Genomic DNA, 21,474 nt, shown 5'->3' on the forward strand with positions numbered 1-21,474 from the left:
TACCTGATGGCCCCGGCAGCCCGATCCCCGTCGGGGGCTCACGAGCGCCAGAGACCTCAGGGGCCTCAAAGATCTCAAAGGTCCCAGAGGACTCGGAGCCTCCAGAGCCTCAGCAAGCCCGGCCGATCAGCTCCGCCAGCTCGGCCTCGCGCTCGTCGACCTGGGCCAGCAGCTGGTCGGCGATCTCCTCCAGGAGGCGATCCGGGTCGTCCGGGGCCAGCTTGAGCATCGCGCCGATGGCGCTCTCCTCCAGTTCGCGGGCGACGAAAGCGAGCATTTCCTTGCGCTGGGCGAGCCACTCGAGGCGGGCGTAGAGCTCCTCACTGCGGCTCGGCTTCCATTCCTCGGGCACGGGCCCCGCGGCCCACTCCTCGGCGAGCTCCCGTAGCAGTGCCTCGTCGCCCCGGCCGTACGCGGCGTTGACCCGGGCGATGAACTCGTCGCGCCGCTTGCGCTCGTTCTCGTCCTGCGCCAGATCCGGGTGGGCCTTGCGGGCAAGCTCACGGTAGAGCTTGCGGGCCCCTTCGCTGGGGCGCACGCGCTGCGGGGGCCGTACAGGCTGCTCCGTGAGCATCGCCACGGCCTCCGGGAACAGGCCCTCGGAGTCCATCCAGCCGTGGAACAGCTCCTCGACGCCGGGCATGGGCATGACGCGCGCCCGTGCCTCGTGCGCCTTGCGTATGTCCTCCGGGTCACCGGTGCGCGCGGCGCGCGCCTCGGCGATCTGGGCCTCCAGCTCATCGAGCCGGGAGTACATCGGCCCGAGCTTCTGGTGGTGCAGCCGCGAGAAATTGTCGACCTCGACCCGGAAGGTCTCCACGGCGATCTCGAACTCGATCAACGCCTGCTCGGCGGCTCGCACAGCCCGCTCCAACCGCTCTTCCGGCCGGGGCGCACCCTCGGTGTCCGCGGGCTGGGGGATCTCCCCGTCGGGCGCCGTCACCGAGGGCGTCTCACCCTCTGGTGCCGTCTCCGAGGACGAACCGCCCGCGGGCGCCGTCACCGAGGAATCCGCCGCGACGGACTCCTCCGCTTCGCCCTGCAGGGCACCGGACTGCTCCGGAACCCCCTCATCGGTGGGCTCGGACTGGCTCTGCTCGGCTTCCGGCGTCGTCACCTGACCAGCGTAGGCCACGGGTCGGTGCGGCTCGCGGCCTTCCCCACCGCTACGGCCACCTGACCGGCGGTGACAGGCCATCCGCCCGACCACGACACAACATCCACCCAACCGCGACACAACATCCACCCGGCGGCACAACATCCACCCGGCCGCGACTAGGCATCTGCCCCGGCGGCTCCGCCGAAGCACCGGCTCGCGAAGCACCGGCTCGCCCAGCACCGGTTCGCCCAGCCCCCGACCTCACACCCCCACGTCCGCAGCCACCCGTCCCTCCCTGACCGCGGCCGCCAGCTCCGCGTGGTCCGCCTCCGTCCGGTCGGCGTACTCGACGGCGAAGGACGCAATGGCCTCGTCCAGTTCCTCGTTCTTGCCGCAGTAGCCGGAGATGAGGCGCGGGTCGGCGCTGTGGGCGTGGGCGCGGGCCAGCAGGGCACCGGTCATGCGGGCGTAGTCGTCGATGTGGTCGGCGGCGAGGGCGGCGGGGTCGACGCTGCCCTTGCGGTTGCGGAACTGGCGTACCTGGAAGGGCCGGCCGTCGACCGAGGTCCAGCCGAGCAGGATGTCGCTGACGACCTGCATGCGCTTCTGGCCGAGGACCACGCGCCGGCCCTCGTGCGGCACGTCGGGGATCGCGTGCCCGGCGGTCGCCAGGTGCGGGATCAGCGCCGAGGCGCGGGCCTCCTTCACCTGGAGGACGAGGGCTTCGCCGCGGTGGTCCAGGAGCAGCACGACGTACGAGCGGGTGCCCACGCTGCCGGTGCCCACGAGGCGGAAGGCGACGTCGTGGACCGCATACCGCGCGAGGAGCGGGAGGCGGTCCTCCGAGAGAGTCATCAGGTAGTGCTCCAGTGACGCCGCGACCCCGGCCGCCTCGGCGTCGGGAATCCGGCGCAGCACCGGCGGCGCGTCCACGAAACGGCGGCCGCCGCCATCCACCGCCTCCGTCGACTTCTCGGCGAACCGCCCACTGGTGTTGGCCCGCGCCTTCTCCGAGACCCGCTCCAGTGTGCCGAGCAGATCGTGGGCGTCGGTGTGGGAGACGAGTTCCTCGTCCGCGATCGCGTTCCACGCGTCCAGTGCCGGCAGCTTGGCCAGCAGGCGCATGGTGCGGCGGTACGCGCCCACCGTGTCGTACGCGGCCGCCCGGCACGTGTCCTCGTCCGCCCCGGCCTCCCGGCCCGCGAGCACCAGCGAGGTGGCGAGCCGCTTGAGGTCCCACTCCCAGGGGCCGTGCACCGTCTCGTCGAAGTCGTTCAGATCGATGACGAGGCCGCCGCGCGCGTCCCCGTACAGGCCGAAGTTCGCCGCGTGCGCGTCTCCGCAGATCTGGGTATCGATGCCGGTCGCGGGGGTGCGCGCGAGGTCGTACGCCATGAGGCCCACCGAACCGCGCAGGAAGGCGAAGGGCGTGGCGGCCATCCTGCCGACCCGTATCGGGGTGAGCTCGGGGATACGGCCGCGGTTGGACTCCTCGACGGCGGTCACCGCGTCCGGCCGGCCGGCGTCGACCAGCAGCTCGGCGTGCGCGCCGCGCGGCACCCGCCCGCGCAGGGCCTTCCCCTCTTCCTTGGGCGAGCCCTGCGGGGGCCAGACAGCGAATCCCGGCACCGCGAATCCCCGTACCCCCAAAGCCCTGGGCGCCTGCTGTGCCTCAACCGCTGTCCCGAGCTCGGTCACTGCGACCGCCTCCCCCGTGCACGAACAACATCAACTCGTGCCGACCGTACAGCGGGTCACCGCAACGCGTCAGACCCTGTGGACAACTTGGCGACCTCGGCGCCTGGCACCCCGACACCTGTGGACAACTTCACGGTCACAGCAGAAGGCAGGTGCGTCGGGCGGGCACTACCTCGGGCACGGCCCCGCCTCTGGCAGATACATCTCCGCCCAGGACCCAAGTTCCTTGAGCGCGGGCTCGAGCGCGGCGCCCGCCTCCGTCAGGCGGTACGCGACCCGCAGCGGGGGGCCTTCGTCGACCTCGCGCACGACCAGTCCCGCCGCGCCGAGTTCGGTGAGCCGGTCCGAGAGCATCCGTTCGCTGATGCCGGGGATCGCCCTGCGCAGCTCGGCGAAGTGGACAGGGCGTTGCAGCAGAACGGCCACGACCAGGCCCGTCCAGCGCTTTCCCAGCAGTTGAAAGACCCGGGTGATGCCGTCACCGACCTGTTGGCACGGCCCCACGTCGTGGCTTCCCCATTCCGGCATGGGTCCAGGGTACTGCCCCTCCTTGCGCGAGATGAAAAAAAGTAAGTAGCTGTGTTATCTATAGTCGAGTACAAAACAGAAGCCCAGCCCCCGGGCTTGGCTTCCCCGACCCCGCAAACCCCCACCTACCTGGAGAACCCGATGGCCACCCTCCTCCACATCGACTCGTCCGTGTTCCCGGGCTCCGCCTCCGCCTCCCGCGCGGTGACGGACACCTTCCGCAAGGCCTGGCAGGAGCAGCACCCGGAGGGCACGGTGATCTACCGCGACCTCGCCACGAACCCCGTGCCGCACATCAACGCCGACGCCCACACCGCCGGTTTCGCCGCCCCGGACGCCCACACCCCGGAGCAGGCCGCCGCATTCGCCGAGCGCGTGAGGCTCATCGAGGAGCTGGAGGCGGCGGACGCGATCCTGATCGGCGCCCCCATGTACAACTACGCGATCCCGTCGACCCTCAAGGCGTGGCTGGACAACGTGATCCTGATGGGCCGCACCGCCATGACCGAGGAGTCGAAGGTGAAGGGCACCCCGGTCACCGTCGTCGCCAGCCGCGGCGGCTCCTACGCGCCGGGCACCCCGCGCGAGCCCTACGAGTACGTGCAGAACTACCTGGAGGCGACCCTGCGCGACACCCTCGCCCTGGACCTCGACTTCATCGTCCCGGAGCTCACGATGGCGCCGCACAACCCGGCGATGTCCGAGCTGGTCCCCCTCTTCGAGGCATCCCGCACCAAGGCCCTCGACGACGCGGCCGTCAAGGCCAAGGAGCTCGCCGAGCGCTTCGCCGCGTAACCGAACAGGTCACGGCGTAACCGAGCGCGTCGGCGCGTAACCGAGCGCGTCACCAGGCAACCGACCGACTCGCCCCGCTGCTCCTGCCCCAGGCGACCCCGCCGTGTGACTGTCCTCACCCCGGATGATCACACGGCGAGGGCGCCGAGGAGAGCGCCTGTTCCGTCCAGACCGTCTTGCCGTCGGGCGTGTACCGCATGCCCCAGTTCTGGGCGAGCTGGGCGACGATGAACAGGCCGCGTCCGCCTTCATCGATGGTCCGCGCATGGCGCAGGCGCGGGGTGGCGGGGCTGGTGTCGTGGACCTCGCAGGTGAGGACGCGGTCCTTGATCAGGCGCAGGCTCAGCGGTGCGCTGCCGTAACGGACGGCGTTGGTGACCAGTTCGCTGACGATCAGTTCGGTCGCGTAAGCCACCTCCTCGTCCACGCCCCAGTCGGCGAGCCGCCGGTGAGCGTGGGCGCGCGCCGTGGCCGCCGCTGTGGGGTCCCGGTCCAGAGGCCAGGTGGCGACGTGATCGGCGGGGACGGTGTGGGCGCGGGCGAGCAGGAGGATGGCGTCGCCGGGGCCGGTGTTGCCCTGCAGGCGATAGAGCACCTCGTCACACAGGTCCTGCAGCGGCCGGTCAGGTGCCCGCCGCGCTGCCCGCGGAGAGGTGCGGCACGCCGCCTCTGACGCTCGGGCACGAGGGAGTCGGCACGGTCACCGCGCTCGGTGACGGGGTGACCGGGCCGGCGGAAGGCGACGCGGTCGCGATGTACGGGGCATGGGGCTGCGGCACGTGTGCGAAGTGCGCCGAAGGCAAGGAGAACTACTGCCTGCGTGCCAAGAAGCTCGGCATCCATCCCCCGGGGCTCGGCTCGCCCGGCTCGATGGCCGAGTACATGCTCGTGGATGACGCCCGCACCTCGTACCGCTCGACGGGCTGGACCCGGTCGCGGCGGTCCCCCTGACCGACGCGGACCTGACCCCTACCACGCGATCAAGCGCGCCCTGCCCAAGCTGCTGCCGGGTTCCACCACGGTGGTCATCGGCGCGGGTGGACTCGGCCACGTCGCCATCCAACTGCTCCGGGCGATGACCGCGACCCGGGTGATCGCCCTGGACGTCAGCGAAGAGAAGCTGGAACTCGCCCGCGCCGTCGGCGCCCACGAGGCCATCTCCCCGACCTATGGGTCGGCGTTGCCCTCGTCGTTCGAAGAGTCTCGCCGCTTGGTCTCGCCTTTGGCGGAAGTGCCCATCTCCTGCCCCTCCAGCAGCTCCAGGAGCGCAGCGTCTGCCTTTTTCTGGTCTTCCTTCGTCAGTTCGAGAGGTGCGTTGTTGTAGACGGTGTACCGGTCGGGATAAATGATGTTGGTGGTCCTCAAGGTGAACGTCAGAAGCGAGCGCCACCCCTTGCGGTGGCCAACCCTCACTTGGATCCGGACCTTGTAATCACGGGCCTCCGGAATGAACCCGGAAAACGGTGCCTCGAACTCGACGAAGAGTTGTTGCGCTTCTCTGCCGGCCACAACGAATCCGGCCGGCAACTTCGGTTCCTCGTCCGGCCCGGGTTGGAGACGGGATGGTGAAGACGTCCACAGCAGCGGCAGATGAGAGGCGGGCTCATCAGGGAAGGTCAGCCTGAGATCGTGCACGACTATCGGCTTGGCACCTGTGTTGTGAAGGACGAGCGGAAGCCGCAGGCGAACCATGGAGCCGTGGCAAATCGCCGCAAAGGAATGAGGCTCCCACGACTTCAGGCACCCCTGTCTGGCGTTGAGCCACCAGAACGAGGCGACGGTGAAGACCAATGCACTGACCGACACAACGCTGGCAGCAGAAAGCGATGAGGACGCATTCTGATCAGCAGCGGCTGTCAGCGGAAGCACAGATTCAGTGCGCCAGATGAGTGGCAACTGGGCCGCCTTCATCCCTCGGCGAGGAAGTGCGCCAGCAAGGCGTCCACGTCGATGTGCTTGGGCTCGGCCCCCCTGGGCACCACGGCCTTTGTTTCCTGCAGGAACGTCTTGATTTCCTGCGCTCGGGCTTTGAGCAAGGCCGTACCACCCGGCGGGTTGAGAAGGATGTACAAGTCGCAGGGGTCGTCGGCGGGCCAGATGCGTATGTCTCCCTCGCCGGACGGGCCTTTCAGGCCATCGATCAGAAGATCTCGTCCAATGATCCATTCCACCTTCTCGTCGCTGCCGACAGCGGCGAATGCGGCATGGACGGCATGGGGATCACTGGGCTCGTACCGCAGCCTCATACTCACGGGCAAGGACATCTCATGCGAGACGACGAGTTGCACATGTAGCCCCCGAATCAGGGTTCTCAACGACTTCATTGGTCTTTACTCCTGGTGCCTCGAGTCCATACCGGGAGGGCCGCCGGAAGGGCTGCCGTCGGAATCCAAGAGGCGTGAACAGAGAAGCGGGGTAGGGGGCCGGTGTCGTGCCCGGCCGCCAGGAGCAGGCGAAGCCACCACTGACGGCCGGGAGCATCACAGGGATGTGACCAACGTCGGTTGCCGGAGAAAGGCGACCTTCGTATCAGCGACCGACGCTGTACCGGTCGTCGCGGTAGCTCACCTCGTCGCGGTCCGAGCGGTCGTCGTCGCGACGGTCCCATCGGTCGTCGTCACGGACCCAACGGCCGTCGTCACGACGGTCCCAGCAGTCGTCGTCACGGACCCAACGGCCGCCGTCGCGACGGTCCCAGCAGTCGTCGTCACGGACCCAACGGCCATCGTCACGGCCCCAGCGATCGTCGTCGCCGCCCCAACGGTGGTCGTTGGCCTCGACACTCGCGGCCGGGCGCTGGGCGTGCCCGGACGCCGACGTCGCAGCCGACGCAGTGCCCCCGGCACCAAGAACGGCTCCGCCGGCCACCGCCAGGGAGGCGATGGCGACAGACACGCGCTTCGCGAGGTTACTCACAAGCTTCTCCTTCAGGTCAGAGCGATCCGCCAGTACGACGGACGCTCAGATCACTAGTGCAATTCACTGTGCATTGTTCGAATGCAGCGGCGTGGGTCGCTCTTCTTCGTGAGCGCCAGCCAGCCCTGCACTGCGCCACCGGGCGCGGGAGAGGTTGCCGATAGTGCAACACCCTCAGATTCCATACAGCGTACGGAACCTCTCTTCAGTAATACCATGCACCGTATGGAAAGTCGAAGGATGCGCCGCAGCCAAGGGAGAGACTGACCTCTCGCTCGCATGGCGGCGGCACGGCGCGGGCATCAGGGCGTCGCAGGGGAAGCCGACGCCCTGCTTGGCGAACTGAATCGCCATACTGAGACTGCGCACTGCGTGAGAAGGGCCGTCACGGAATGCCGGAGGCACCACACGCGCTCAACAGAGTTGAGATCTTCTCGATTGCGAACGTTGCAGCGAGACGACAGGCAACCGATCCCACGAAATCACCGAGCCGGTGCCCCGCCGGCGCAAACCCGCTCATCACGCCGCAAGGACAACAGCTCCTCAGGCACTCCAGTGCGCCTCAAGGGCCGCAGCGACCTCGGCCGGCTTCTGGAGCACCGTCCAGTGGCTGCAGTCGAGCTTGACCACCCGGGACGCTCGCACAGCTTCGCCAAGTTCATCGGCGAACCCGATCGGACAGGCCGGGTCGAGCGTCCCCCAAAAGACCAGGCACGGCGCGGACACGTTCGCCAGTCCCGGTTCCCACTCCGCACCCACCGTCACGGCGGAGCGGTACAGCTTGAGGATGCTGTCCTTCATCGCCCCGTCCACGCGACGGGCCATTTCCTCGGCCAGTTCAGCCGGGACATCGAGTTTGCTCAGGTCCTTGGCGAAGGACGCCGGGTCGAGCTCGTTCATGAACCGGTCCCCCTCGACCGGGTCCTGCCAGATCTTGGCCAGCGGATGCCAGACGTACTGAGCACTGACCGGAGCGCTGCTGCCGGCCCACGTGCGAACCAGGTCCGGCCGTATCGATGCGACGCGCGCGGTGAGAACGCAGCCCCAGTCATGGCCGACCAAGTCCACCGGCTCGCCGACTTGTTCCAGCCGATCGACGAGCCAAGCGACGTACTCCTCCTTGGTGGAGCCGTAGCCTTGCGGCCGCGGTGCGCCGAAGCCGGGCAGGTCCCAGGCGTCGACGTCACTTCGGGTCAGGTGCCGGCGCACGCCGTCCCATACACGGTGGGTGTCGGGGACGCCGTGGACAAGAACTGCGGGCATGAGCGAACTCCTTACTTGGACAAAAACCTCATAGCTGAAATTTTTATCAGTATTGCCCCCTCGGTCCCGGACCGCGACTTGGAGCCCCTGGACCATGGCCCCGCGACCACGGCGGGCGATCACTCGGTGTCGGTGTGACCCGCGAGTAGCGTGGGATACGGACCAACCCACCTGGAAGGGGTTGTGACCATGGTCGAGCACCGCACCGTCACGGTTGGAGAGCTTCGGCTGCATACCGCGGAGGAGGGTGAAGGGCCCCTGGTCCTCCTGCTCCACGGCTTTCCCGAATGCTGGTACAACTGGCGCCACCAGTTCACACCCCTGGCCGGGGCCGGATACCGCGTCGTCGCCCCTGACCAGCGCGGTTACGCACGCAGCGACCGGCCCGCCGCGGTTGAGGAATACACCATCCTGCACCTCGTCGGTGACGTCATCGGCCTGATCCACGCACTCGGCGCACGGCAGGCCGTGGTCGTCGGCCACGACCTGGGCAGCATGGTCGCCTGGTCCACCGCGCTGATGCGGCCTGACGTCATCCGGGGGGTCGTGGGCCTCAGCGTCCCGCCGCCGCAGCGCGGTCCGGTTCCTCCGCTGCAGGCGATGCGCGAGCGGTTCGGCGGCCAGTTCTACTGGAACTACTTCCAGACCCCCGGCGTCGCGGACGCCGAGCTCGCGAAGGACCCGCATGCCACCTTCCGTCGCGTGATGTACGGCCTCTCCGGCGACATCCCGCACAGCGACCCGCCGGTCGAACCGCTCGTCCCACCGGGCAAGGGATTCCTGGACCTCTTCGAGGACCCCGAAGAACTTCCCGGCTGGCTCACCGAGGCCGACATCGACACACTCGCGACGGAGTTCACCGAAGCCGGGTTCACCAGCGCCCTCAACTGGTACCGCAACTTCGACCGCAATTGGCAGCTGACCGCCCCATGGGACGGCGCACAGTACCGGATGCCCGGCCGCTACCTCACCGGCGATCGTGACCTGGTCTACGGGTTCCCGGGCATGGACCAACGCATCCCCGCCCTGCCCACGCTCCACCCGACCGTCGGACCGGCGCACATCCTGCCCGGCTGCGGCCACTGGATCGCCGAGGAACGCCCCGGCGAGGTGAATGCGGCGCTTCTGGACTTCCTTGGCACCCTGAACAGTTGACGATCAGTCGGCTGCCGTCCAAGTCGGCACAACGCCCTCATCGAGCTGCCCCCAGGTACCCCTCCGCCTGACAAAAAAGGGCGCCGGTACTCAGGAGAGCACCGGCGACCTCGGCATGGCGCGACCGTTCGGTGGCGGTGCCGTCAGACCCAGGCGACGGCGTCCTCGACGGGCACGCGGGGCAGCCGCGGGAACCACGGGTCGGCACCGGGGTGACCGATGTTGACCACCAGATGCGAACGCCAGCCGGTACCGGCGAAGAACTCCTTGTCCACGCCCGCCTCGTCGAAGCCCGCCATAGGACCGGCCGCGAGCCCCGCCGCGCGCACCGCGAGCAGGAAGACCCCGGTCTGCAGTGCCGAGTTGTAGGCAGCGAGGCTCTCGCGCTTTTCGATCTGGTCGGCGAACGCCGCTCGCAGCATCTCGCCGCGAGCCGGGAAGACCGTCGGCATCTGCTCGTGGAAGTCGACGTCGTACGCCAGGACCGCCACGGCCGGCGCACTGAACGTCTTGGCCCTGTTGCCCTCGTCCATGTGCCGGACCAGTCGCTCCTTGCCCTCGCGGGTGCGCACGAAGAGCACACGCAGCGGCTGACAGTTGGCGGAGCTCGGCGACCAGCGGGCGAGTTCCCAGATCATGGCGAGTTCGTCGTCGGTAACGGCCGTCACGGCGAAGGTGTTCGCGCTGCGGGCCTCTGTGAACAGCAGCTTTCGCCCGGCGTCGTCAAGAGCGTCGAGGGCCTGCGGTTCGCGGTAGGTCGTGCTCACGGTTTCTCTCTTACTTTCGGGTGTGCGGATGGTGCGGTGGTGGCGCGAGGTCTCCGCCCCGCCACCACTCGGCGGGACAGGGATTGCGGAGCCGGGCGGGCACAGAATCCAGGTGCTGTCACCTGGGCCTGTGATCCCCTGGCCGGCGGTCAGGCGTGGTGTGTCGACCGCTTGCTCCGCTCCGCGCCCAACCGGGCGTAGAAGTCGACGAGTTCGGGCTGGTCGACCGCCGCGAGGTTGAGGACCTGCTCGGCGGGGGTGCCCTGGAGGAGGCGCTTGACCGGGACCTCGAGTTTCTTGCCGGTCTTCGTGTGTGGAATGGCCGGTACGGCGAGGATCTCGTCGGGGACGTGGCGGGGTGAGGCGCCGGCGCGGATCGCGTCGCGGATCCGGTCGCGCAGGGAATCGTCCAGGCCGACCCCGTCGGCGAGGACCACGAAGAGCGGCATCCAGTAGCCGCCGTCGGGTTCCTCCGCGCCGATGACGAGGGCCTCGGTGATCTCGGGGAGGCGTTCGACGACGTCGTGGATGTCGGCACTGCCCAGGCGTACGCCGTTGCGGTTGAGGGTGGCGTCGGAGCGGCCGTGGACGATCACCGAACCGTGCGAGGTGAGGGTGATCCAGTCGCCGTGCCGCCACACACCGGGGTAGGCGCCGAAGTAGGCGTCGCGGTAGCGGCTGCCGTCGGGGTCGTTCCAGAAGTACAGCGGCATGGACGGCATGGGCCGGGTGACGACCAGTTCGCCGACCTGGTCGAGGACAGGGGTGCCCGTCGCGTCGTAGGCGGCCAGCGCCACGCCCAGGTAGGGAGCGGACAGCTCCCCCGCCCAGACGGGGGTCGTAGGGGCGCTGCCGGCGAAGCCGGAGACGACGTCCGTGCCGCCGCTGGTGGAGGCCGGCTGGACACCGGCGCCCACGTGGTCGCGGACCCAGGGGTAGGCGGAGGCGGGCAGAGCGGAGCCGGTGGAGCCGAGGACGCGGATGGCCGACAGGTCGTGCACGGAGGGTTCGACGCCCAGCTTGCTCATGGCCAGCAGGTACTGGGGGCTGGTGCCGAAGACGGTGACCTTGTGGCGGTCCGCCAGCTCCCACAGGATGTCCGGGCGCGCAAGCGGTGCGGGGCTGCCGTCGTACGTGCAGGTGGTGGCACCGGTCAGCAGGGTGGAGACGACCAGGTTCCACATCATCCAGTGGGTGGTGGTGTACCACAGCAGGCGGTCCCCGACGCCCAGGTCGCTGTGCAGGCCGAGGATCTTGAAGTGCTCGAGCAGGACCCCGCCGTGCCCGTGGACGATGCCCTTGGGCAGGCCGGTGGTGCCGGAGGAGAAGACGACCCACAGAGGGTGGTCGAACGGCACCGGGGCAAAAGAGAGGTACTCGGTGCGGGTGGCCGCGTCCTCCCAGGGCACCGTCAGTCCCGGGTGCCCGCCCTCGGGCCAGGCAAGGCCCACGTGATCCACCAGCACCGTGGCCTTCAGCGTCGGCAGCGCGCCGGCCAGTTCGAGCGAGGCGGTCCGGCGGTCGTGTGTGGTGCCGTTGAAGCGGTAGCCGTCCGCGGTGATCAGCACCGCGGGTTCGAGCTGGGCGAAACGGTCGGCGGCGGCCTTGGGTGCGTAGTCCTGGCCGCACACCGACCACACCGCGCCCAGACTGGCGGTGGCGAGGAAGGCGATGACGGCGTGGGGGGTGTTGGGCAGGTAACCCACCACCCGGTCGCCCTGTCCGACGCCCAGGTCGCGCAGGGTGGCTGCGACGGACGCGACCCGGGCGCGCAGCTGCTGGCCCGTGATCTCGTAACCGGATCCGGTCTCGTCCAGCGCGGTGATCGCGGGAGCGTCCGGCTGCAGGTTGCGCAGCGCGTGGTGGGCGTAGTTGAGGGTGGCGCCGGGGAACCAGCGGGCGCCGGGCATGGTCTCCTCGGCCAGGACTTGCTCGTACGGAGTCGCCGCGTCGACGGCGAAGTACTCCCACACCGCGGCCCAGAACCCTTCCAGGTCGGTGACGGACCAGTGGTACAGGGCTTGGTAGTCCCTGGGGTCCTGGATCCCTTCGGCGCCGTGGTGCCGGGCCGCCCATCGGGCGAAGTCCGCGATCCGGCTGCGGGTGGCCGCCTGTGGGTCGGGGGTGAAGAAGGGCTCCGGAAACGGCGTGGGGTGCGGGGTGGTCATGGTGTGGTGCTCCTCGGCAGGGGGACGGGCCGGTCCTCGGCGGGACGGCGGGCCGTGTGCAGCAGCGGTGCCCACACGGCAGTGCCCGTGAAGTCGCCGGTGCCGGCGGGGACGGTGTCCATCACGACGCGGTCGGGGCGCAGCAGGACGGTGTCGGCCCGGCCCCTTGCCAGCCAGGCGGACAGGTTGCCGTCGTCGCCCAGGTCGTCGACGCGGATCGTGCGTGCGCCGAGTGCCGTGGCCACGGCCGTCACCTGCGCAGTGGGCGGCACAGCGGTCAGTACGGCGAAGGAGTCCCCGAGGACGTCATCGAGGCGCACTCTCCTGCCGTCGTGCAGCACCCGGGGCTGCGGGCAGAAGGTGCCGGCCAGCACGCGGCCGGTCAGCCGGGAGCGGCGCCGTACCAGCGGGCCGGCGGCCAGGGCGGGGCTGAGGTCGCGGCTCACCGCCGCGGTCACGCCGGGGAGACGGCAGGCCGCGCCCACGACGGCTCGGCGGATCGCCGCAGCGCGGTCCTGGCCGCCGGTCATGGCCCAGCCGACGGCGACCGCAATGCGGATCACGTGGCGGACGTGCGGCTTGCGCTCACGCTCGTAGGTGTCCAGCAGCCGCTCGTCCGCGCCCTGTTGGAGCACGCGGGCGAGTTTCCAGGTGAGGTTGCGGGCGTCCCGCAGGCCCGCACACAGACCCTGCCCGACGAAAGGCGGGGTGAGGTGGGCGGCGTCGCCCAGCAGGAAGACGCGTCCCCGTCGCCACCGGTCGGCGAGGCGGGCCCGGAAGGTGTACTGCGCCTGCCGTATCACCTCGAAGTCGCCGCCCGGCGAGGCATCGGGCGGCAGGTCCACCCAGGGGGCGACCAGCTCACGCAGGCGCTCCCATCCGTCCGGGCCGTCCAGGCGCTCGTCGTCGGGCAGCCGGAACTCCCAGCGGTAGCGATCCTCGCCGACGCGCATGAAGGTGGCCGGCCGGGTGGGGCAGCAGATCTGCTCGGCGCCTTCCCAGGTGCGCACCGGGCGGCTGGTGCGCACGTCGATGACTCTCCAGCTCTCCTCGAAGTGCAGGTCCTCCCACACGGCGCCGATGGAGTCACGCGTGAGGCTGCCCGCGCCGTCGCAGCCGAGGACGGCATCGGCCCACACGTGCTCCGCCTCGTCGCTGCCGTCGCGGCGGAAAGTAACCCGGACCGGACCCGGCGGACCGTCCGGTCCGGTGTCCCGTGTGACGGACTGGGTGACGGACACGACCTCCACTCCGCCCCGCAGTTCGCACTCCGGGCGGCGCGCCAGGGCGTCGCGCAGCAGGCGTTCCAGCTTGGGCTGGTCGAACATGCTGGTCTGCGGGAAGCCGTGGTGTCCGTGCGAGGAGCGCGGGAACTCGGCGATCACGCGGTGCCGGGCGTCGAGCAGCCGTAGCCCGCGCGCCGGGCGTGCGAGGGCGGCGAACTCCTCGTGGACGCCGGCACTCTGCAGGATCCGGCGGACCTCGTCGTCCACGACGACGGCGCGCGGCAGCTGGTAGATGCCCCGGTGGCGTTCCAGCACGAGGCTGCGCACGCCGCGCTGGGCGAGCAGGAGGGCGGCCGTGACCCCCACGGGCCCCGCGCCAATGATCACCACCGGTATCCGGGATCCGGCGCTCATGTCGCGTCCGCCACAGGAGTCCGCTGCTCACCGAGGTCGATCCGCCCGTCCGGGGTGGCGATCGTGGCGGTGATGAGGTCGCCCTCGCTCAGGTAACGGGGGTTCTTGGCCTGGCTCTTGAAGAACGCCTTCCACTTCAGCGCCGGCGGCAGCAGCGCGCCGATCTTCTCGAGCGGCTTGGGCGGGGCCTTCAGGGCGGTGCCGCCGGGGGTGCCGGTGAGCAGCAGGTCGCCCGGGTCGAGGGTCTGGAAGCGGGCGAGCAGCGTCAGCGCCTGCGCCGGGCGGACGATCATGTCGGCCAGGGTGCGGTCCTGGCGCGGCTCGCCGTTGACCGACAGCCGCAGCCGCAGGTTGAGCAGATGGGCGAAGTCCTCGGGCTCCAGCAGGGTCAGGTACGGCCCGGTGGGCGTGAAGGTCGGGTAGGACTTGCTCTCGTAGAACTGGGTCTTGGTCAGCTGGACGTCGCGGGCGCTGACGTCGTTGGTCAGGACGAGGCCGGCGACGTAGCGCGGCAGGTCCCGCTCCTCGACGACGGTGCCCACGGGCAGGGTCGCACCCATGACGAGGCCGAGTTCCACCTCGTAGTCGAGGAAGTTCACATGCGCGGGCCGGACGATCGTGTCGTGCGGGCCGCTGACCGAGCCGGACGCCTTGCGGAAGAAGGTGGGCGGGATGTCGCCGGTGAAGCCCGAATCCTTGGCGTGGCTGCGGTAGTTGACCATCTGGGCGACCACCCGGCACGGGGTGGTGACCGGAGGCAGCGCCACCAGGTCGGCGACGGGCGTGCCGCTCTCGTCGGAGGCGGCGGCCTCGCGGACCGCGGTGGGGGCGCCCCCGCGCGAGCGAAGCCGAGCGTGGGGGAGGTCGGCGAGCAGCTCGGCGGTGGTGACCGCCTTGGTCTCGATGCGGACGGCGCGCTCGTCCCGGACGACCCACCAGCCGTCGGCGGTGCGCAGAACGTTGGTGCTCATGAGCTCATCGCTTTCATCAGGCCCAGCAGACGTGCCGGGTCGAGTTCGTTGTCGCCGCGCAGGGCCGTCATGACCTCGCGGAGCTTGGCGGGGGACGGGTTCGTGCCCAGGAAGTCGCGGGTGACCGGCGGGCCCCACTGGGCCAGGCCGCTCGCCGACATCGGCGCCCAGCCGGGCTCGATGTCGCGGGAGAACAGGTCGCCGTCGGCGAAGTGCTCCAGCATGAAGCGGTCCGGGTCGCGCCAGTAGTCGAAGAGCTGGCTGCCCTGGATATGCCGGCCGACGCCCCAGCTGCGCCGGTATCCGCGCTCGGCCAGGTACTCACCGCCGGCGGCGATCGAGTCGAGGTCGGTGACCTGGTAGGCGGAGTGGACGTAGCCGGTGCCGGGCCCCAGGTGCATGGCCAGCGTGTGGTGGTCCACCGCCAGGCTGCCCTGGTCGCAGCGGATGAACGCCATGGTCGGCCCGCGGTCGCGCTGCCCGTCCAGGAACAGGAAGTCGCTGACGATCATCCCGAGCGTTTCCAGGTACCAGTCCAGGGCGCGGGCGAACACCCGTGTCTCCAGCACCACGTGGCCCAGCCGCTGGATACGGGACGGCTCGCGAGGCGGGCGCTGTGTGGCGTTCGTACGACGGTGATCCGTGCCGAAGTTGAGGAGCAGGGGCTGCTGCTCGGGCAGAGCGGGCAGCTGTTCGGCGCAGTGCACGACCCGGACCGGGAAGCCGGAGGGATCGAGCAGGTCGACGGCCTTTCCGCCGCCGGGGACGCTCGCGTCCCGCACCGCGGTCCCGGTGGCGCCGGCCAGCCGGTCGAGATCGGCCTGCTCGGCCGCGCGGAACGCCGGCCCGATGAAGCGGGACGCACGCCCACGCCGGATGACCATGCAGGGCGAGCCCGCGAACGTGCCGCGCAGCCACAGTTCCCGCTCGGTGCTGCCGGCGGTTGCGAACCCGAAGTCGCGGGCGAAGGCCTCGGCCCGGTCCAGGTCGGGCTTCTCGAACTCCAGCCAGGCCAGGTCCGCCACCTTGATCACGGGATTCCGGGCGCGCCCGGGGTGCTCGCCGCGCAGGGCGCCCTGCTCGCTGTGGAGGTCTTGGTGGGGCGTCTGGGGAGCGGCCCTGTTAACGGGGGTTTCGGACATGGTGCCCTCCAAGCAACACTGCCGTAATGAGGGAATCATCAACTTTGCTGTAACTCATCGTCAATAGGGCGAGCCCAAATAATTGACGAATCCATCAGTCATGTTGGACTCATCGCGACGGTTGTTACACTCGCCGTATGCCGACGTCAGCCCCGCCCAAGAACCGCTTCGAGCGGCGTCGTGCCGAGACTCGTCAGGCGCTCGTCCGTGCGGCCCGGCAGATCCTCGCGGAGACGGGGGACACCAGCGCCAGCATCCAGGCGATCGCCGAGCGTGCGGACGTTGGGTTCGGCTCCTTCTACAACCACTTCGCGTCGAAGACGGAGCTGTTCGACGCCGCGGTGACGGACGCCCTGGAGGAGTTCGGGCAGGTCATCGACGAGCGCGTCCAGGGGATCGAGGATCCGGCCGAGCTCGTCGCGGCGGGCTTCCGGCTCACGGCCCGGATGGCCGACTCCCACCCGGAACTCATGCGGATCCTGCGTGACCGCGGTCTGGCCCAGATTCACTCCGAACGCGGACTCGCCCCGCGAGCCCTGCGTGACCTGGAGATCGGCATCGCCTCGGGCCGCTTCACCTGCACCAACGCGACCACCGCCCTGTCCGCCGTGGGCGGGACTCTGCTGTCCCTCGTGGCGCTGAGGCTGGCCCGCCCCGACCTCGACGGCGACGAGGCCGCCTCGGACCTGGCCGAGATGGTCCTGCGCATGCTCGGCGTCCCCCCGGACGACGCCCACGAGGTCACCCGGCGTCCCCTGCCCGACCTCATCTGACCCCGGAGTTAGCCGTGGGCGCCGGTGCTCCCTCAAGCACCGGCGCCCACTCACCCCTGCCCGAGGTGGCTTTGGTCGTCCTTCTGCAGAGAGGTCAGGGGACGAGGATCAGACGGATCGGGTCGCCGATCTTGTTCTCCAGCCGGTGGACCGCGTCGGCGGCGTCGGCGAGCGGGATGTGGCCGGTGATGGAGGGGGCCAGGTCGAGGCGGCCGTTGGAGGCCAGCTGCACCAGCTCGGTGACGCTCTCGGGGGTGGCGCCGTAGTGACCGCGCACCTGCTTCATCATGTAGTTGAAGGTCAGGCCCTCGGTGATGGTGAGCGGCCTGGGCGTGATGCCGACCAGGATCAGGGAACCCTCGCGGCCGAGTACGGAGGCGGCCTGCTCGCGGACGGCGGGCACGCCGGCGCAGTCGAAGGCGAAGTGCAGGCCCTGCCCGGCGGTGGCCGCGCGGATCTGCTCGGCGAAGTCGGGGGCGGCCGGGTTCAGGGCCAGGTCCGCACCGAATTCCAGGGCGCGCTCGCGGGCGCCGGGCAGCGGGTCGATGGCGATGATCGGCGCGGCGCCGACCAGGCGGGCGACGCGCACGTTGTGCGCGCCGACTCCGCCGACGCCCCAGATGCCGACGGACTGGGCGGGACGGACGCCCGCGGTGGCGACGACGGCGGCGTAGGGGGTGGAGACCGCGTCGGGGATGATCGCGGCCTGGTCGAACGGGAGGCTGTCCGGGATGGGGACGATGGTCTCCTCGGGGGTGACCATGTACTGGGCCCAGCCGCCGTCGTAGTCGATGCCGGCGGTACGCATCTGGCTGCAGGGGCGGTGGCGTGCGCAGCCGTCGCACTGGCCGCAGGCCTTGCCGGCCTCCAGGGTGACGCGGGTGCCGACGGTCAGGTCTCGCTTGAGGCCGGGGCCGAGCGAGTGGATCACACCGGAGACCTCGTGGCCGACGGTGACCACGTCGGAGTCCAGGAAGAGCGGGGGGAGGGAGCCGTCGAGCAGGTGGACGTCCGACAGGCAGACGCCGGCGGCCTTGACCTCGATGAGGACCTCGCCCGGGCCCGGCACGGGGACGGGGGCCTCCTCCACGACGAACTTCTTGCTGTCCACGTGGAAGCGTCCGGCGAGCATGGTGTCCATGGTGATCAGCTTTCTGTGAGCGGCACTCCGCGGCGGTTCTGGCCGATGGCTGCCGTGTGGTGTCTTGGTGGCTTGTGGTGGCCGGGAGGGTGCGGGGTGTCAGGACCGCCGCACGCCTCCCGGCGTCTGGGGGTCAGGCGAAGACGTCCTGCTGGTAGCGCTCGTCGGCCTCGAGCTGGGCGAGCCACTGCTGGGCGGCCTCGTCGTCGCTGCCGGTGTGCTTGCGGTAGATGGCGGCGAGGGCCTCGCGGACGGCGGGTGCCATGCGGCGGCCGTCACCGCAGACGTAGATGTACGCGCCGTCTTCGATGGCCTGCCACACCGTGTCGGCGGCGTTGGCGATGGCGTTCTGCACGAACCGGGCCGGGTGGCCGGTCACCGCCGAGTAGGCGGTGTGGACCTGGGCGATCCCGGACTTCTCCCAGGTCTGCATCTCCTGGCGGTAGAAGTAGTCGTGCTCCGGGTGGCGGCAGCCGACGAAGACCTGCGACAGGCCCACCTGCGTGCCGTTCTCCTGCTGCGAGGCGCGCTCCTCCAGGAAGCCGCGCAGCGGCGCGATGCCGGTGCCGGGGCCGATGAGGATCAGCGGCGTGGCGGGGTCGGCCGGCGGGGCGAACGTCGGGGAGGGCACGCGCACGTAGCCGTAGAAGACGTCACCGGGCTCAAGGCCTGCGATGTAGGAGGAGCAGGTGCCGCGGTACTGGCCGTCACCGGACAGGGCCGGGCCCTCCAGCAGGCCGACGGTCAGGCGCACGTGGCGCGGGTTGGCCAGCGGGGCCGAGGAGATGGAGTAGAAGCGGGGACGGATCGGCCCCGTCATCTCCAGGAAGACCGCCAGCGGCAGCTCGACCGCGGAGAAACGCTCCAGCAGACCCAGCACCGAGACACGCTTGTTCAGGATCTCCTCCTGGTAGCGCTTCTCGGCTTCCTCGGTGTCGGCTGTGTAGGCCTGCAGCTGCGGCCGGGTCCACGGGCACTGGGTGTGCTCGGCCAGGATGCGCACCTGGGCGCGGGTGGCCACGTCCTGCAGCTCCAGGAACTCGGTGAGCAGCAGGCCTGCGGTGACCGCAGTGCCTACCGGCAGGTGGGTGCGGCCGCCGGCCGGCTGGTCCAGGCGCAGCACCTGGTCACGCTCCACCCCGAGCCGCGTCAGCGCGCGGTCGACCAGGGCCGGCTCGTTCTTGGCGAAGACGGCCAGGTGGTTACCGGTGTCGTAGGTGACACCCTCGGGCAGCTCGATGGTGATGGACTTCGCCGACGGGCGCGGCGGCTCGATCTGGAAGTCCCACAGGCCGGTCGCGTCGGCCACGAGTTCCTCGTTGGCCACCACGGTCAGCGGGTAGGCCTGCTCGGAGACGATCGCGGGGCGCACGTCCGCCTCGGTGAGCAGCTGGACCTGGTAGCGCGGGCCGCTTGCCTCGGAGGTGTCGGCGGCGTACTCCTCGGCCAGGGTGGCCCACAGCGTGTCCATCCAGCGGGAGGCCATGCCGTCGAAGTCACCGGCGGCATCCGCGATGCCGCGCTCGATGACCGGGGTGGCGCCGGCGGCCAGCAGGGCTTCGTTGATCCGCGTGGGGAAGGCCTGGTAGGTGGCCACCCACTGGGTGTTGCCGGCACCCAGCAGCGCGAGCCGCACGTTCGACAGCGAGCCCTCGGGCAGCCCGGCGGCGATCAGCTCGTCGAAACGCTGGGCGTTGTCCGGGGCCTTGCCGTTGTAGCTGGCGGCCACGACGACGAGCAGGCCCTCGGTGAGCAGGTTGTCGCCCAGCTCGTCCAGGCTGGTCAGGGTGGTCCCGAAGCCGGAGCGCTCGCTGCGGTCGGCGATGGTGCGCGCCAGGTCCTCACAGCTGCCCAGGCTGGAGCCGTAGGCGACGGTCAGGTTCACCCCGACACCGCTGACCGCGGCCTGCACCCGCGTGTCGTCCGTCTGCAGGTCCGCGACGCCGAACACGGTCCGCTCGTGCTCCTGACGGGTCCGCACCTTCAGCTCGAAGCCGCCGGGCTTGCGCGTCAGCGCCTCCTTGACGTCCATCTTGTAGTCGCTGGTGTCGGAGAACTTGAACTTCTGCAGCACCAGCGCGAGGGCCAGACGGGCCTCGGTGAGCGCGAACTGCCGGCCGATGCAGGCACGCACGCCGTTGCCGAACGGCTTGTAGGCGTGCGGGTGGTGCTGGGCCCGGTTCTCCGGCAGCCACCGGTTGATGTCGAACTCCTCCGGCCGCTCCCACGCCTTGGCGTGGGTGTGCAGCGGCCCCATCAGCAGGTTCGTCTTCGTCCCCTGCTTCAGCTCGTAGCGGCCGCCGATGACGGTGTCCTCCAACGGCGCCTTCATGATCTGCGGAATGGGAGCCCACAGGCGCAGGGTCTCCTCGAGGATGCGCGGGATGACATCCATCTGCATGATCGTGTCGTAGTCCGGCACGGTGTCGCCGGGCAGCAGCCGGTCCACCTCGGCGTAGGCCTGGGCCAGGACGTGCGGGTTGCGCATCAGCGAGTACGTGGCGAACGACAGCAGACCACTGGTGGTCTCGTGACCGGCGATCAGGAACGTCACCACCTGGTCACGGACGTTGTCGTCGTCCAGCCCCTTGCCGGTCTCCGGGTCGGTGGCCTCCAGCATCAGCCCCAGCAGGTCGTCCTCACCACTGCCCTTCCCCTCACGGCGCTCCTTGATCACACTCTCGACCAGGTCCCGCATCAGCCGGATGTTCTCGCGGTACTTCTTGTCATCGGCCTTGCGGAGCGCGGTCAGGCTCGGCAGTTCCTGCGAGCGCCGCATCGACTCCACCAGCGCCTCCAGCAGTGCCTGGAGGAAGGAGTGCAGCTTTTCCTTCTCGAAGGAGTCGAACCGGTAGCCGAATCCCGACAGCGCGATCGTGTCCAGGGTCAGCCGGGTGTAGTCGTCGGTGATGTTGACCGACTGACCCTCCTTACGCTCCCACTTGCCCACCAGGTTCTGGGCGATCTCCAGCATCTGCCCGAAGTAGCCCTTCATGGCCCGCTGGCTGAAGGCCGGCATGAGGATCCGGTGCGCCATGCCCCATTCCTCTTCGTGCTGGTGGGCCGTGAACAGGCCGGCGCCGGTGTAGTCCCGGACATGGCTCAGCGGCGCGAAGATCGGCTTCCCGAAGCGGGTCTCGTCGCAGACCTCGGTGACCAGGTCCGGGTCGTAGACGAAGACGTTCTCCTGGCCTCCGACGTCCATGCTGAAGATGCCCTCGGGGAACTGCTTGGACAGCTCGCCGAAGTACGCGACCGGGTTGGTGTCGGGAATCTGCGGCGTGTAGCCGAGGATCGGAATGCCGTGCGGGGACCGTGCGGGGCGGAGGCCGGTCTCGGGCTGCGTGGTCATGGGCTTGCTCCTTTGTGCGGAGAGGGGAGGGGCAAGGGCGCCGGGCGATGCGCGGGAAGGCCGCCG

18 protein-coding genes and 1 pseudogene are annotated in these 21,474 nt (G+C 69.9%); 4 read left to right on the top strand and 15 right to left on the bottom strand.

The window, feature by feature from the left end; translation table 11 throughout:
* Window positions 1–109: 109 nt before the first annotated feature.
* From C4B68_RS19700 to C4B68_RS19710, 3 genes are all read right to left on the bottom strand, one after another.
* Entirely contained in the window at window positions 110–1,117 is a 1,008-nt protein-coding gene (locus tag C4B68_RS19700; protein ID WP_099502158.1) for a J domain-containing protein, read from the bottom strand.
* A gap of 243 nt (window positions 1,118–1,360) precedes the next feature.
* On the bottom strand, window positions 1,361–2,728 hold the full coding sequence (locus C4B68_RS19705; RefSeq protein WP_240634416.1) for a DUF2252 domain-containing protein: 1,368 nt from the start codon (window positions 2,726–2,728) through the stop codon (window positions 1,361–1,363).
* 237 nt (window positions 2,729–2,965) lie between these two features.
* Window positions 2,966–3,325, bottom strand: coding sequence for a winged helix-turn-helix transcriptional regulator (locus C4B68_RS19710; RefSeq protein WP_099502089.1), 360 nt, complete (start codon window positions 3,323–3,325; stop codon window positions 2,966–2,968).
* Between the two features lie 141 nt (window positions 3,326–3,466).
* Between C4B68_RS19710 and C4B68_RS19715 the strand changes: the two genes are divergently transcribed.
* A complete protein-coding gene (locus tag C4B68_RS19715; RefSeq protein WP_099502088.1) occupies window positions 3,467–4,120 on the top strand; it encodes an FMN-dependent NADH-azoreductase in 654 nt (217 codons plus the stop codon).
* A gap of 115 nt (window positions 4,121–4,235) precedes the next feature.
* On the opposite strand, the gene C4B68_RS19720 is transcribed toward C4B68_RS19715, so the two are convergent.
* Window positions 4,236–4,715 (bottom strand): ATP-binding protein, encoded by a 480-nt coding sequence (locus C4B68_RS19720; protein ID WP_306511304.1) that lies wholly within the window; start codon window positions 4,713–4,715, stop codon window positions 4,236–4,238.
* Between the two features lie 71 nt (window positions 4,716–4,786).
* Here C4B68_RS19720 and C4B68_RS19725 point away from each other — a divergent pair.
* Window positions 4,787–5,279 (top strand): annotated as a pseudogene (locus tag C4B68_RS19725) (alcohol dehydrogenase catalytic domain-containing protein); the annotation flags it as partial.
* An 8-nt stretch (window positions 5,280–5,287) separates the two neighbouring features.
* Here C4B68_RS19725 and C4B68_RS41955 read toward each other — a convergent pair.
* The 4 genes from C4B68_RS41955 to C4B68_RS19740 form a co-directional block, all read right to left on the bottom strand.
* Window positions 5,288–6,031: a hypothetical protein gene (locus C4B68_RS41955; protein WP_167458944.1), complete on the bottom strand. Its 744-nt coding sequence runs from the start codon at window positions 6,029–6,031 to the stop codon at window positions 5,288–5,290.
* Entirely contained in the window at window positions 6,028–6,444 is a 417-nt protein-coding gene (locus C4B68_RS19730) for an SsgA family sporulation/cell division regulator (RefSeq protein ID WP_167459115.1), read from the bottom strand. Before C4B68_RS19730 ends, C4B68_RS41955 begins: the two co-directional genes overlap by 4 nt.
* Before the next feature lie 205 nt (window positions 6,445–6,649).
* Window positions 6,650–7,036: a hypothetical protein gene (locus tag C4B68_RS19735; protein ID WP_099502086.1), complete on the bottom strand. Its 387-nt coding sequence runs from the start codon at window positions 7,034–7,036 to the stop codon at window positions 6,650–6,652.
* A 543-nt stretch (window positions 7,037–7,579) separates the two neighbouring features.
* Entirely contained in the window at window positions 7,580–8,299 is a 720-nt protein-coding gene (locus tag C4B68_RS19740) for an alpha/beta fold hydrolase (protein WP_099502085.1), read from the bottom strand.
* A 189-nt stretch (window positions 8,300–8,488) separates the two neighbouring features.
* Between C4B68_RS19740 and C4B68_RS19745 the strand changes: the two genes are divergently transcribed.
* The gene (locus C4B68_RS19745; RefSeq protein ID WP_099502156.1) at window positions 8,489–9,454 is read left to right on the top strand and encodes an alpha/beta fold hydrolase; all 966 of its coding nucleotides are present in this window, start codon (window positions 8,489–8,491) and stop codon (window positions 9,452–9,454) included.
* A gap of 143 nt (window positions 9,455–9,597) precedes the next feature.
* Here C4B68_RS19745 and C4B68_RS19750 read toward each other — a convergent pair whose 3' ends face one another.
* The 5 genes from C4B68_RS19750 to C4B68_RS19770 all read right to left on the bottom strand — a co-directional run bounded on the left by C4B68_RS19750 (window position 9,598) and on the right by C4B68_RS19770 (window position 16,142).
* Window positions 9,598–10,221, bottom strand: a complete 624-nt coding sequence (locus tag C4B68_RS19750) for a malonic semialdehyde reductase (protein ID WP_099502084.1) — start codon at window positions 10,219–10,221, stop codon at window positions 9,598–9,600.
* Between the two features lie 149 nt (window positions 10,222–10,370).
* Entirely contained in the window at window positions 10,371–12,389 is a 2,019-nt protein-coding gene (locus tag C4B68_RS19755; RefSeq protein WP_099502083.1) for an acetoacetate--CoA ligase, read from the bottom strand.
* Window positions 12,386–14,029 carry a bifunctional 3-(3-hydroxy-phenyl)propionate/3-hydroxycinnamic acid hydroxylase MhpA gene (mhpA, locus tag C4B68_RS19760; RefSeq protein WP_099502082.1) on the bottom strand — a complete coding sequence of 548 codons (1,644 nt, stop codon included), beginning with the start codon at window positions 14,027–14,029 and terminating at the stop codon, window positions 12,386–12,388. The genes C4B68_RS19755 and mhpA overlap by 4 nt, the downstream gene beginning before the upstream one ends.
* A complete protein-coding gene (locus tag C4B68_RS19765; protein WP_099502081.1) occupies window positions 14,026–15,000 on the bottom strand; it encodes a fumarylacetoacetate hydrolase family protein in 975 nt (324 codons plus the stop codon). Before C4B68_RS19765 ends, mhpA begins: the two co-directional genes overlap by 4 nt.
* Window positions 14,997–16,142: a VOC family protein gene (locus tag C4B68_RS19770; protein ID WP_099502080.1), complete on the bottom strand. Its 1,146-nt coding sequence runs from the start codon at window positions 16,140–16,142 to the stop codon at window positions 14,997–14,999. Before C4B68_RS19770 ends, C4B68_RS19765 begins: the two co-directional genes overlap by 4 nt.
* 137 nt (window positions 16,143–16,279) lie before the next feature.
* Between C4B68_RS19770 and C4B68_RS19775 the strand changes: the two genes are divergently transcribed.
* A complete protein-coding gene (locus C4B68_RS19775) occupies window positions 16,280–16,915 on the top strand; it encodes a TetR/AcrR family transcriptional regulator (RefSeq protein ID WP_099502079.1) in 636 nt (211 codons plus the stop codon).
* Between the two features lie 94 nt (window positions 16,916–17,009).
* Here C4B68_RS19775 and C4B68_RS19780 read toward each other — a convergent pair whose 3' ends face one another.
* Both C4B68_RS19780 and C4B68_RS19785 read right to left on the bottom strand, forming a co-directional pair.
* Window positions 17,010–18,056 (bottom strand): zinc-binding dehydrogenase, encoded by a 1,047-nt coding sequence (locus tag C4B68_RS19780; RefSeq protein WP_099502078.1) that lies wholly within the window; start codon window positions 18,054–18,056, stop codon window positions 17,010–17,012.
* A gap of 133 nt (window positions 18,057–18,189) precedes the next feature.
* Window positions 18,190–21,408, bottom strand: a complete 3,219-nt coding sequence (locus tag C4B68_RS19785; RefSeq protein ID WP_099502077.1) for a bifunctional cytochrome P450/NADPH--P450 reductase — start codon at window positions 21,406–21,408, stop codon at window positions 18,190–18,192.
* Between the last annotated feature and the right edge of the window lie 66 nt (window positions 21,409–21,474).

Source organism: Streptomyces dengpaensis, assembly GCF_002946835.1.
GTDB classification, from domain to species: domain Bacteria; phylum Actinomycetota; class Actinomycetes; order Streptomycetales; family Streptomycetaceae; genus Streptomyces; species Streptomyces dengpaensis.

Coding starts and splice junctions, on each gene's coding strand:
- C4B68_RS19710 (WP_099502089.1), bottom strand. CDS start 3,325: ATGCCGGAATGGGGAAGCCACGACGTGGGGCCGTGCCAACAGGTCGGT.
- C4B68_RS19715 (WP_099502088.1), top strand. CDS start 3,467: ATGGCCACCCTCCTCCACATCGACTCGTCCGTGTTCCCGGGCTCCGCC.
- C4B68_RS41955 (WP_167458944.1), bottom strand. CDS start 6,031: ATGAAGGCGGCCCAGTTGCCACTCATCTGGCGCACTGAATCTGTGCTT.
- C4B68_RS19730 (WP_167459115.1), bottom strand. CDS start 6,444: ATGAAGTCGTTGAGAACCCTGATTCGGGGGCTACATGTGCAACTCGTC.
- C4B68_RS19740 (WP_099502085.1), bottom strand. CDS start 8,299: ATGCCCGCAGTTCTTGTCCACGGCGTCCCCGACACCCACCGTGTATGG.
- C4B68_RS19745 (WP_099502156.1), top strand. CDS start 8,489: ATGGTCGAGCACCGCACCGTCACGGTTGGAGAGCTTCGGCTGCATACC.
- C4B68_RS19755 (WP_099502083.1), bottom strand. CDS start 12,389: ATGACCACCCCGCACCCCACGCCGTTTCCGGAGCCCTTCTTCACCCCC.
- mhpA (WP_099502082.1), bottom strand. CDS start 14,029: ATGAGCGCCGGATCCCGGATACCGGTGGTGATCATTGGCGCGGGGCCC.
- C4B68_RS19765 (WP_099502081.1), bottom strand. CDS start 15,000: ATGAGCACCAACGTTCTGCGCACCGCCGACGGCTGGTGGGTCGTCCGG.
- C4B68_RS19770 (WP_099502080.1), bottom strand. CDS start 16,142: ATGTCCGAAACCCCCGTTAACAGGGCCGCTCCCCAGACGCCCCACCAA.
- C4B68_RS19775 (WP_099502079.1), top strand. CDS start 16,280: ATGCCGACGTCAGCCCCGCCCAAGAACCGCTTCGAGCGGCGTCGTGCC.
- C4B68_RS19780 (WP_099502078.1), bottom strand. CDS start 18,056: ATGGACACCATGCTCGCCGGACGCTTCCACGTGGACAGCAAGAAGTTC.
- C4B68_RS19785 (WP_099502077.1), bottom strand. CDS start 21,408: ATGACCACGCAGCCCGAGACCGGCCTCCGCCCCGCACGGTCCCCGCAC.